10 protein-coding genes are annotated in these 12,589 nt (G+C 36.1%); 6 read left to right on the top strand and 4 right to left on the bottom strand.

Annotated elements, in window-relative coordinates; translation table 11 throughout:
• Window positions 1-13: 13 nt before the first annotated feature.
• The 3 genes from AC3WVA_RS19550 to hemL form a co-directional block, all read right to left on the bottom strand.
• The gene (locus AC3WVA_RS19550; RefSeq protein ID WP_016078602.1) at window positions 14-1,102 is read right to left on the bottom strand and encodes an aromatic acid exporter family protein; all 1,089 of its coding nucleotides are present in this window, start codon (window positions 1,100-1,102) and stop codon (window positions 14-16) included.
• 259 nt (window positions 1,103-1,361) lie between these two features.
• Entirely contained in the window at window positions 1,362-5,798 is a 4,437-nt protein-coding gene (locus tag AC3WVA_RS19545; protein ID WP_195756128.1) for a glutamate synthase-related protein, read from the bottom strand.
• 198 nt (window positions 5,799-5,996) lie between these two features.
• Window positions 5,997-7,301: a glutamate-1-semialdehyde-2,1-aminomutase gene (gene hemL / locus AC3WVA_RS19540; RefSeq protein WP_000260532.1), complete on the bottom strand. Its 1,305-nt coding sequence runs from the start codon at window positions 7,299-7,301 to the stop codon at window positions 5,997-5,999.
• Between the two features lie 121 nt (window positions 7,302-7,422).
• On the opposite strand from hemL, the gene AC3WVA_RS19535 reads away from it, so the two are divergent.
• The 6 genes from AC3WVA_RS19535 (at window position 7,423) to perR (ending at window position 11,715) form a co-directional block, all read left to right on the top strand.
• Window positions 7,423-8,436: an ABC transporter ATP-binding protein gene (locus tag AC3WVA_RS19535; protein WP_048527860.1), complete on the top strand. Its 1,014-nt coding sequence runs from the start codon at window positions 7,423-7,425 to the stop codon at window positions 8,434-8,436.
• Window positions 8,429-9,220: an ABC transporter permease gene (locus tag AC3WVA_RS19530; protein WP_000521517.1), complete on the top strand. Its 792-nt coding sequence runs from the start codon at window positions 8,429-8,431 to the stop codon at window positions 9,218-9,220. Before AC3WVA_RS19535 ends, AC3WVA_RS19530 begins: the two co-directional genes overlap by 8 nt.
• A gap of 4 nt (window positions 9,221-9,224) precedes the next feature.
• Window positions 9,225-10,010, top strand: a complete 786-nt coding sequence (locus AC3WVA_RS19525; protein ID WP_016078606.1) for an ABC transporter permease — start codon at window positions 9,225-9,227, stop codon at window positions 10,008-10,010.
• Window positions 10,011-10,082: 72 nt separating this feature from the next.
• Complete coding sequence (locus AC3WVA_RS19520) at window positions 10,083-10,487, top strand: potassium channel family protein (protein WP_000964347.1); 405 nt, start codon at window positions 10,083-10,085, stop codon at window positions 10,485-10,487.
• 45 nt (window positions 10,488-10,532) lie between these two features.
• A complete protein-coding gene (bcp, locus tag AC3WVA_RS19515) occupies window positions 10,533-10,988 on the top strand; it encodes a thioredoxin-dependent thiol peroxidase (RefSeq protein WP_000633720.1) in 456 nt (151 codons plus the stop codon).
• Between the two features lie 298 nt (window positions 10,989-11,286).
• Window positions 11,287-11,715, top strand: a complete 429-nt coding sequence (perR, locus tag AC3WVA_RS19510; RefSeq protein WP_000237831.1) for a peroxide-responsive transcriptional repressor PerR — start codon at window positions 11,287-11,289, stop codon at window positions 11,713-11,715.
• 121 nt (window positions 11,716-11,836) lie between these two features.
• On the opposite strand, the gene AC3WVA_RS19505 is transcribed toward perR, so the two are convergent.
• A complete protein-coding gene (locus tag AC3WVA_RS19505; RefSeq protein ID WP_000025063.1) occupies window positions 11,837-12,193 on the bottom strand; it encodes a YgzB family protein in 357 nt (118 codons plus the stop codon).
• Window positions 12,194-12,589: the final 396 nt, after the last annotated feature.

Here is a 12,589-nt window from a genome sequence, read left to right as displayed (position 1 = left end):
AAGGAGCTGTTTTTTATTCGTCTTCTTTTTTATCGTCGATTTTAAGTTCTGCTTCTGGTTTATGGTATGTGTAGAAGCTATCCACAAGTAAATCTAAATGCTCTACTTCCTCGCTATAGTTAATAATAGCGGAAATAAGAGGGAAGAGGTGTAGCCATGTTTTATACGCTTCCTCATCGTCTTTGTTTTGATAATCCATAAAGATATCAATTAATTCTTGTTTACCTGTTTCAACTTCATCAAGCATTTCAACGGATTGTTGTTTTTTTGCTTTACCAATAAATTTTAATAAAACTTGTTCATGATAATGCGTTAATGAATCAAGTTCATTCTGGATAGATTCTTGAAATTCTTCTGGCATATAGCGCAGTTCATTTTCCGTACGATGTAATGATTTTAACGTACTTAAGGCACGGCTTGTCGTTGCTAACATTTGTCTGAATAAAACGAGCTTACGAATTTTTGCGAACTGTACTTTTTTCGTGTAGCTTCTTTCTTCTTTATACAGCAAATAGTAGTGGTTTAGTTTGATCATTTTTTCTTTCATACGATCAATATCAGTTTTTAGCGTTGTAAAATCAGAAGCTTGCCTGCTATTCATTCGAATCCATTTTACAATTTCTTCTGTATTATCAACGATACGATGATATAGCTTTGTTTCGTATTTTGGCGGCATAAACACTAAATTTACAAGTGAAGCCGCGATAATTCCAATCATAATTGTTGCAAAACGAAGTAAGGCAAAACTAAAGAAATCTTCGCCTTGATACTCCATAATGGCGATAACTGTTACTAAAGCAATTGATATTGTGTTTTCTAATCGTAATTGCAGTGTAAGTGCAATTACTAATATACATGTTAATCCAATAATAAAAGGATTATGTCCAAAAGCAGTAGCAAATGCGATAGCGAATACCGCACCAATGACGTTTGCTTGAATTTGTTCAAGTGCAGTTAAATACGAACGGTATACAGACGGTTGAACAGCGAATATAGCTGAGATTCCTGCAAATACCGGACTCGGTAATTGAAGTAAAATACAAGCAAATAAAGCTAATGTGATGGCAATACCCGTTTTTAAAATGCGAGCACCAAGTTTCATACCCTTAATAAGATCCTTTCTCTTGTCATAATGAATGTACAACATGATACTATACATTCATTACAATATGTTAGCAAGTGATATTTTAGTGACGTTAATAAGAAATTGAGATTCATTTTATAATTTTTCCTAATTCTTTTTAAACATCAATTTTTAGTAAAAAAACCTGCTGAATTTCAGCAGGTTTCAAATTGTTACTATAGATTACTATGAGAAGTGTACTTCGTCAATTTATTCTTGAAAATGAAAGTAAGGCATATCACTCAGTTGAGATAGATGGGTCAGCTTGCTCTTTTTTCGGGATAATTTCAAAAAACTGGTGCTGTATATCATCGAGTAACGGTGTTAATAAAGCAACTTCTTCGTATTGCTCATGTTCATTTAATACACGAATATAATCTAACAATAATTCAGTCACATCTTGCACACCATTTTTACTAATTGGTTGTAATGTAACATTTGCCCCTTTTGCGATTCTTCTTTTTAAGGCCTGTTCTGTTAAACCTAAGCTTGAATCATGACGTAAATAAACAACACCGCCAGTCATACCAGCGCAAATCCATGGACCAGGATCCCCTAAAACAAGCGCTCGCCCATTTGTCATATATTCAAAAGCGAAACCTTTAATATTAGAGTATGCTCCTATATTTCCTTGCTCTTTTTCACGGAGTGGCTTTGTCATGCGCCCTCCAATTATCATGTCTGCTCCAGAGAGGCGAATGCCAGCGCGAGCATCGGCGTTACCTTGAACGTATAGCGCTCCTTTTTGTGCACCGTATCCAAAACCTTTTCCGACAGAACCGTTATAATATATGCCGTCTTTTCCTTTTGCTTTCGTTATATAAATACCACCACCAAAGGAGGTTTTACCAATGCCATCTTGTGCACCGCCATTTACGTGTATAAATAAGTTCTCACTATTGTAAGCGCCTAATCCATTTCCAGGAATAGAGCCATTCGTATACTTTAATGTAAGTGGTTCAAGCTTCGTGTCTTCATATAATTTGCTACGAACGCGATAGCAAGATTCTAGACCGCCCATAACGCGTTGCTCTACGCCAACTCCTACTAATTCTTTCGAATGAGGGGAATGAACTGTTTCAAATTGTTTTTCTAGTACGTCTTCTGTTTTTGTGACAGATGGATGTTCTATCGTTTGTAGTAAATTACATAAGTCTAATAAATTTTCGCCTCGAACTTGTTCTAATAAATCGGAACGCCCAACAATTTCTTGTAAATGTGTATAACCAAGATTTCCTGTTAATCGTTTTAGTTCTACGCCAAAAGTAGTGAATAAATGTAATAATCCAGCGACGGCGCTTTCTAATTCACGTGGGACGAAGCGGCGTAATCCGTGTTCTTTCGCCTGTGCTTCAGATTCAATTTGTGTTGCAATTCCGACATGACAAGTATCTAGATGACATCCGCGGCAAGTTGTACAGCCAATTGCAATCATCGATAATGTACCAAATCCAATACGGTTTGCCCCAAGAAGCATGATTTTTAAGGCATCATTCACACTTCGAATACCACCATCAGCCCAAATTTCTACTTTATGTCTCATATTCGCTTCTAATAAAGCATTGTGAGCGGCTTTAACGCCGATTTCTACAGGAAGCCCTACATGTTGCAATGCGTGAATACGTGCGGCACCTGTACCACCATCAAATCCGCTAATGTTAATAAAATCAGCACCAGCTTTTGCGATACCGACAGCAATTGTTCCAATGTTAGGGACGACAGGAACTTTTACAGCTACTTTCGCAAGTTGATTGGCCGTTTTAATTTCTGTAATCATTTGAGCTAAATCTTCAATGGAATAAATATCATGGTTGTTAGAAGGTGAAATTAAATCAGAGCCAATTGTAGCATTACGCGCTTCAGCGATTTTGGCTGTTACTTTTGAACCAGGCAAATGTCCGCCTTCACCAGGCTTGGCTCCTTGCCCAATTTTTATTTCAATTAAGTTTGATGAATTTAGTAGTTCGGCGTTTACACCAAATCGCCCAGATGCAACTTGTTGTCCACGTGTATGTGGATACTTTCCAATCATATCTTTAATTTCTCCGCCTTCACCGTTCAAACTAATCATATTTAGCTGGTTAGCTGCTTCTGCATATGCACGAAAGGCGACTTCATTTTGAGAACCGAATGACATGGAACTAATAATAAATGGTAAATCATGATTTTGAATGCGGATGGACACTTCTTCAGCCGGAACGATCTGTTTTGTTTCTTTCATTTGAACAAGATGTCTAATCGCGATTGGATTATTTTCTTCTAACTCACTTAATTTTTCACGGTAATCATCATAAGAGTTTCCTTTTGCAACATCACCAATTGCTTTCCAAATTCGCGGGAATATATGAAAAGATTTTCGCATTCTAACTTTAGGATCGTTATAATCATCTGCTCGCATTTGTGCATCTTCAGCAAGTGACTCAAGCGAAAAAGCTAAATTATTTGAGCCGAAGAAATTCGTAATTTGTAATATATTTGCGATTTCCTCATGTAATCCGATAGAAGAATAGAGGCGACCGTAACCACGTAATTCATGAATTCCAATTGTTGAAATGACTTTTTCTAGTCCTTTATTAAGTGCATGATATAAATTCGTAATTGGTGTTTTTGTCCCATCATTTACGGTTGCAAATAATAAATATGGATTAATACTATCCGCTCCTAATCCATACAATGTGACGATATCGTGTAAGGAACGAAGGGCACCAGAACGTATAACGAGAGAGCAGTTTCGGCGTAATTTATTTTCGCTTAATACTTGATGTACTTTAGCAGTAACTAAATGCGGATCAATCCATAACTGTTCATTTAGATGAGCGTTGGCATCGTCTATTAATAGTAGGGAAGCTCCATCGTTCACGGCTGTTATCGCTTCAGAACTAATTCGATTTAAGGCGCATTGTAAAGTTTCTGCTGGACTGAATGTAGCTGAGATTGTAGCGATAGAGCTATGAGTATTGAATAGCTGTATAAGTTGTTCGTACGTAATGGTGTGTAATTCCTCTGCAATAGATTGCGCTACACTTCCTTCTAAAATAATTGGGGAAAGCATCTCAACTACAAATGGTTGTTTAGCACCAGCCAATAAACTTGGACGTTCTCCAAGTATCGTTCGTGTGGAGAAGTGTTCGACCTCTCGATCACGATCGATTGCTGGATTTGTAACAACGGCTACACTTTCCTTAATGAAGTCAGCGATATTTCGTCTATCAGTATCGAGTGCAGCAAGTGGTGAGTCATGCCCAAGTGAGCGAATTGGCTCAACACCTTTTGTTGCCATTTGTTCAAGAAGCTGAATATGTTCACGATCCCATCCGAAAGCAACGTATTGCTTCGTTTCAACTTGCATAGGATCACATAATCCTTGGATTTCTTTCATTTCAGGAGTAGATAAGTTTAAATGATAATCTTTGGTATCAACTCGCTTTTTAAAACGGTCGTATACGTGAGCTTGGTATTTGTCATATTCATAAAGAATAAGCTCATCTTGTTCATTCCACTTTAGGCCGACCTTTTCCCCAGGAGCGAGTGGTTTCGGTTCAGCCACATATTCAGTTGGAGATACAACTCCAGGTTCAGAAGAGAAAATATAAGAACTCTCTGTCTCTACTTTCCAAACTGGTCGTAGTCCAAGGGAATCGACGCTGAAAACGGCTTCATCTTTATAACGTGAGATAATACCAGCTGGACCTTGTGCAAAATGGCCCCATGCTTCACGTATATACGTATATAAATCTTGTAAATGCGGTTCATAAAGTTTAATTTCATTAATAATTGGTGGGAATAGTATATCCATTGCTTCAAATAAGCTGTAGTCGTATTGAACAAGTAGAGTTTCTAAGGTGCGGTTTAAATCTTGGGAGTCACTGCCCCCAGCAGTAAGTGGAACATGAATCATGTCAGCTTGATCGCGTAATTTTGCAATCGTGTTAATTTCACCGTTATGTCCGAGAATGCTAAATGGTTGTACACGAAAAAAATTAGATAATGTATTAGTAGAATAGCGATTATGTCCTAATGTCATAGTTGAAGCGATCAGCGGATGTTGTAAATCATTATAATAAGCAACGAGTGTATCACCAGCACCTAGAACTTTATATACAACATGATCACGACTTAAGGAAGCAACATGAATCGCTTCGTTTTCCTCTATTTTTATCGTTACTGAAAATAATGTTTGCTCAATATTTTTAACTCCATTTTCTGCGATAAGGGCAACTTGCCAAAATAAAGGTTCTTCTTGTTTGCCAAGTGGACCGAGTGCATCGGAGTTTATTACATCATCACTTTCAAATATAATTGCAAAGTTTTCGTTGTTTAGTTGTGTACGAATATGATTTTTTAAATTAATTATATTTGCGCTTTTGTTTAGAAAAAAATGTCCAACGATAAAGTGGGGATGATCCACGATCGTTGGATTATATCCGCTACTTTTTAGTTTTTTACTCCAAAGTGCTTTTGGTACATCAATGTGAATGCCGATTCCATCGCCTTCACCATTAATGAAACCAGCTCTATGATTCATTTTGACGAGTGATTGTATGCAAAGGTCAATGTTTTCTTTTGTAGGAATTTTTCGTTTCTCCATAACGGAAACGATTCCACACGCATCATGTTCTGCATTTTTATAATCTCGAAATAAAGACGGTGTCCATGTATTTGTTTTATTGAGCATCCGTCAATCCCCCCTCTTATTGAAGTTTGAATAATCTTACTATTCGAGGCGTGAGCAGCCTTGTATACAAAGATAGTAAGGATATAAAAGAAAATTAAACAGATAATTATGAATAATTATACTATTAATAAGGGATTTATGAAATAGAAAAAAGGAAAAAAGAAAGATGTGCTTTCTTTTTTCCTTTTAATGATGCGATTATTTATTGTCTGCTAAAGCAGCAAATGCTCTGCCTACAGCTTCAATTGTATATTCAATATCTTCTTTTGTATGTTCTGTCGTTAAGAACCATGCCTCATATTTAGAAGGTGCTAAGTTCACTCCTTCTTGAAGCATAAGCTTGAAGAATTTACCGAACATTTCACCGTCTGTATCTTGTGCTGCATCGTAATCTTCAATTGTATTTGTTGTGAAGTATACAGTTAAAGCACCTTTTAGTCGGTTTAATGTAATATCGATGTTATGTTTGGCAGCTTGCTCTAAAATTCCTTTTTCAAGCATTGCACCAAGTTCATCTAATTTTTCATAAAGCCCTTCTTGTTGAAGAACTTCTAAACAAGCAATACCAGATGCCATAGAAGCAGGATTTCCTGCCATTGTACCAGCTTGATATGCAGGTCCAAGAGGAGCAACTTGTTCCATAATTTCTTTCTTACCACCGTAAGCACCGATTGGAAGCCCACCGCCAATAACTTTACCAAGAGCTGTTAAGTCTGGTGTTACGCCAAGTAAGTCTTGGGCACCACCGTACATGAAGCGGAAAGCAGTAATAACTTCATCATAAATTACTAGTGCGCCAGCTTCGTGAACAAGTTCATTCACTTTCTCAAGGAATCCAGGTTTTGGCTCTACAATACCGAAGTTTCCAACAATTGGTTCTACAAGAATAGCTGCTACTTCATGTCCCCATTTATCTAATGCTTCTTTTAAAGTTTCTACATTATTAAATGGAACAGTAATAACTTCTTGAGCGATACTTTGTGGTACGCCAGCTGAGTCAGGAGTTCCTAGTGTAGAAGGACCAGATCCAGCTGCTACAAGTACTAAATCAGAATGACCGTGGTAACAACCAGCGAATTTCATAATTTTTGTGCGGCCTGTGTAAGCACGAGCGACACGAATTGTTGTCATTACTGCTTCAGTACCAGAGTTTACGAAACGGACTTTATCTAATGCAGGCATTGCTTCTTTTAACATTTTTGCAAATTTTACTTCTAGAGCTGTTGGTGTTCCGTAAAGTACACCATTTTCAGCAGCCGTTGTAATTGCTTTTGTAATGTGCGGGTGAGCATGTCCAGTAATAATAGGACCGTATGCTGCTAAATAATCGATATATTTATTTCCGTCTACATCCCAGAAATAAGCACCTTTTCCACGTTCCATAGCAACAGGAGCGCCGCCGCCAACTGCTTTAAAAGAACGAGAAGGACTATTAACGCCGCCAACGATATGTTCTAAAGCTTCTTTATGTAATGCTTCTGATTTTGTGAATTTCACTACCATTCATCTCCTTACAAAAATCTATGTATTATTCTAACATGTTTTTCGAAAAGACGTATTGTTTGTGATAGAGAAGGCAGTTGGGTAAACTATTCGTTGTGACATTTAGGAAGGGGGTCCGGTTATGAAATCGGTAATTGAGGTACAAGGGTTACGTAAAGAATTTACAGCCTATTCAAGTCGTCCAGGTTTAAAGGGTGCATTTCGCGATTTATTAAATCGTAATTATAAAATAGTACCAGCAGTAAATGACGTATCTTTTACTGTGAAACAAGGTGAAATGGTTGGATATATCGGTGAGAATGGTGCCGGTAAATCAACGACAATTAAAATGCTTACTGGGATTTTGACTCCGACATCAGGTGAGATTTTAGTAAATGGGATGAATCCGCATAAGCAGAGAGAAGAATTCGTAAGAACAATTGGTGTTGTTTTTGGTCAACGTTCGCAACTTTGGTGGGATATTGCTGTACAAGAATCGTTTCGTTTATTAAAAAAGGTGTACGGTGTATCAGACGCCCAGTATAAAGAGCATATGGAGCACGTGATTGAAACATTAGATATTGGGCCTTTATTAGATAAGCCAGTGAGAAAGTTATCTCTTGGTCAAAGAATGCGTTGTGAATTAGCGGCAGCATTAATTCATAATCCGCCGTTATTATTTTTAGATGAACCAACAATTGGTTTAGATGTACTTGTTAAATTGAAAATACGTGAATTTTTAAAAGAAATGAATGAACGTTATAAAACCACAATTTTATTAACAACCCATGATATTACTGATATTGAAGCTTTATGTGAGCGTGTCATCATGCTTGATGAAGGAAATATTATGTATGACGGTTCTTTAAATAATCTTCGTACGCAGTGGGGAGCAGAGAAGGAAATACATTTTCAATTTATTGCACCAGTTTCCTATCAAGCTTTATCAATGGTTATGCCAGATAGCCATGTCGTTTGGTCGAAAGCGAAAGAGGAAAACGCGTGGATTGCAAAAATACCGAATGAAGAAGTTATCATTTCAATGCTTATTTCTAAAGTAGTACAAGCCTTTCAAATTAAAGATTTAAAAATTAACGAAGTGTCTACAGAGGAAATTATTCGTAACATCTATGAAGAAGGTATTAAACATGGGTAAGTATATTGAAATGATTCGAATTCGCTTTTTAATGATGCTTGCGTATCGTACAAACTATTATAGCGGGATTTTAATTTATACAATTAATATCGGCGCGTATTATTTTTTATGGCAAGCAATTTATAGCGGAAAAGAGAATATTGAAAGTTTATCTATTTCGCAAATGACTACGTATATCGCAATTGCGTGGATGGCACGTGCCTTTTATTTTAATAATATAGACAGGGAAATTGCGATGGAGATTCAAGAAGGACGTGTAGCGGTAGAACTTATTCGTCCATATAACTATTTAGGGATGAAAGTGATGCAAGGTCTTGGTGAAGGAATATTTCGCTTTGCCTTCTTTTCAATTCCGGGTATGGTTATTGTTACCTTATTATTTTCATTGCAAATTACAACGAATTTTCAAACGTGGTTATATTTCTTCTTGTCTTTAATATTTAGTTTTATTATTAATACACAAATTAATTTAATGACGGGAATGCTTACATTCTTCTTATTTAATAATAGTGGAATTATGTATGCAAAACGTGTTGTTATTGATTTATTTTCAGGTTTATTATTACCAATTAGTTTTTATCCGTTATGGGCCCAGAAGGCAATGATGTTTTTACCGTTTCAGGCCATTAGTTATATTCCGAGTATGATTTTTTCAGAAGGTATACAAGGAAGTAAATTGTATGAGGCATTATTATTCCAAGTAATTTGGGCAATTGTACTTATTATTCCAATTGTACTCATGTGGAGAACGGCGAGAAAACGTCTAATTGTACAAGGGGGATGATGAGATGATATATATAAAACTATTTTTGCAGTATGCAAGCCAATATATAAAAACAAAATTGGAGTATCGGGGCGATTTTATCGTTGGATTACTTTCTGATTTATCACTACAGGCTGTTAATTTAATCTTTATTCTCGTTGTGTTTGGACATACACAAGCATTAAAAGGTTGGAGTAGAGAAGAAGTCATCTTTATTTATGGTTTCTTTTTAGTACCGTTTGCCATTTTCTCTGCTTTCTTTAACATATGGGACTTTAATGATCGTTACATTATTAAAGGAGAAATGGATCGTATATTAACGAGACCGATTCATAGTTTATTTCAAATTATATTAGAAAGAATGGAACTTGAATCTTTAATTGGAGCGATTACAGGGATGGTTGTAATGGGCTACGCAGCAGTGGAGTTGCAATTATCTTTTTACTGGTACGATTTCTTCTTATTCTTACTAATGGTAGGAGGGGGCGCACTTGTATATGGAGGGATATTTGTTACGCTTGCAAGCCTTGGTTTTTGGTCGGATGCGAAAAGTTCAATTATGCCGCTAATGTATAACATAGGTAACTATGGCCGTTATCCTGTTAATATTTATAACCGTGTGATTCGCTTCATTTTAACCTTTGTTCTACCATTTGCGTTTGTTGGAGTGTATCCAGCAGCATATTTCTTAAGAAAAACAGAGTGGAATAGTTATGCATTTGCAACACCATTTGTGGGTGTTATCTGTTTTACGATTGCAATCACTCTTTGGAATCAAGGGGTAAAAAGGTACCGTGGTGCTGGGAATTAATTATAGAAGCTTGTTTGTTTCTAAGGGATAAATCTAATGGCCGTCTCATACATATAAAATGAGGTGGAGGACATGTTATGGGGATTTATTCTATTAATTGCGGCAATCGCTATTTTGAGAAGTGTCCAATTGTTATGGAGTTCATATTCAGATTCTAGGCGATTCTTTTCGCTGTATAATTTAGCCTCCTTATTTCTAATTTATACAACGGTACTAATTGCGTTTGGGTTAAGTTATGTTGTATTAGAGGAAATGGGTTTTGCAGTTTTGAAAGAAGATGGAGAAAGCTTGCATGCCCAATCTTTTCAACTTGTAGAAATTTGTTTATATTTTAGCGCAGTTACTTTGTTGTCCGTTGGGTATGGTGATATAGCTCCGATTGGAATAGGGAGATGGATTGCGATTGCAGAAGCGCTAATTGGATATACATTACCGTTTGCTTTTGTAATGAGGTCTGTAATAGACAATGAAAAATAAGCTAGCATTTGATATAGTAAAAGAAAAAAAGTAGGAGTGATAACAATGATCACAGTCGGAGAAATGGCTCCAGAATTTACATTAGAGGGAAGTAACGGGGAACAAGTTCGCTTAGCTGATTTTCGTGGTAAAAATGTAGTTCTATATTTTTATCCGAAAGATATGACTCCAGGATGTACAACTGAAGCGTGTGATTTTCGAGATGCATATGGATTATTTCAAGAGAAAGATACAGTTATTCTTGGTGTAAGTCCTGATTCAGCGAACAGACATCTGAAATTCATTGAGAAGCATGAACTTCCATTTGTACTTTTAGTAGATGAAGATCATAAGGTAGCGGAATTGTACGATGTTTGGAAATTGAAAAAGAACTTTGGAAAAGAGTACATGGGAATTGAGCGTTCTACATTCCTTATTAATAAAGACGGTGAGCTTGTAAAAGAATGGCGTAAAGTGAAAGTGAAGGGACATATTGAAGATGTTCTTTCTTATATAAAATAAATTCATTTGGGAGATAAAATATATAGAAGTAAGGCGAGTGTCTATACATATTTTATCGTCTTACATAAAGTGAAGTGTAGGGCATACCTCCTCAGATGATAGTATTCCAAGTGCGATTATGTCGCACTTTTTTTCTATGTAAATGTATAGAAAATGGGGAAAGATATATAAGAATAAGGCTATGTACAAAAATAAACCACATACTTATAGTAGAAATATTGACGATTTATAAGAAAAGGAGTACACTCTTTATAAGAATTATAAAATAATAATCCGTATAGAATCGGGGTGCATGACGGTGGTCAAAGAAGAATTAAAAGAAGCGCTAGAAATGCTGAAAAATACGGGTGTACGCATTACTCCACAGCGTCATGCTATTTTAGAGTACCTTGTGGAATCTATGACGCACCCAACAGCGGATGACATTTATAAAGCATTAGAAGGTAAGTTTCCAAATATGAGTGTTGCAACTGTTTATAATAACTTACGTGTATTTAAAGAGGTTGGACTTGTAAAGGAATTAACTTATGGAGACGCTTCAAGTAGATTTGATTATGTTACAAGTCAACATTATCATGTGATTTGCGAAAAATGTGGTAAGATTGTTGATTTTCCTTATGGGGGTTTGGAACAGCTTGAAGAGGAAGCTGCGAAAACGACAGGCTTCGTTATTAATAGTCATCGCTTAGAAATTTATGGCGTTTGTCCAGAGTGTCATAAGGCGTAATATATAACATAAGAAGGAGGGAGACGTTTACGTCTCCCTCTTTCTTATGTTAGGTTCAGAAGGATTTAAAATGTTCAGTACACAACCTAATTTTGTAAGGATGCATTGTCCCCATATATACCTATGACTTATAGCTCTTCTTATTATATTTCTCATCAAATTCTTTTCCTTCTAGATTTCGATCCATTGTTAAAGGTTGATTGCAATGCATACATGCGTCAACGCGGCCGAGCATTTTTGTAGGTTTATCGCAGCTTGGACAAATGATTTGTACAGTTTTAGTGGATAGCATACCGATCCAAAAGTAAACGACAGTACTAGCGATAACAGCTAAAAAGCCAACCATCATAAATGTTGTCATAATAATAATGTTTTCACGGAAAAAGACTCCTAAGTATGCAATGAAGAGGCCGATAAATACTAAACTTAATGCAAAGGTCCGGATTTTATTGATTTTGTTTGAATACTTAATGCTCATTCTCACCACTCCTTATAACAATAATATAACATAAAATTTAGAATTTTCACTCGTTCGAAAACGTGCTAAAGTGATAAGATAGGAAATACGGAATGTGATGAAGAATGAAGGGAGACTTTAATGATTTTTGGAACATGTTTTTAAAGTTTTAACGGGATGTGAAATTTTTTTATGAAAAGTATTGACCCTGTATGTACTACATGATATATTAATAACCGTCGCTGATGCGGAAACGCAGAAAACGGCAAAAAAGAAAATGAAAAACTTAGTTGACATTAAAAAATGAAGATGTTAACATAAGGAAGTCGCAAATGAGCGACCAAGTAGTTCTTTGAAAACTGAACGAAACAAACAACGTGAAACGTCAATTTTTATTTTAGATGCTAGACAAACTAA

This window comes from Bacillus sp. EB106-04-02-XG92 (assembly GCF_058791995.1).
This window is presented reverse-complemented; position numbering and strand designations above follow the sequence as displayed.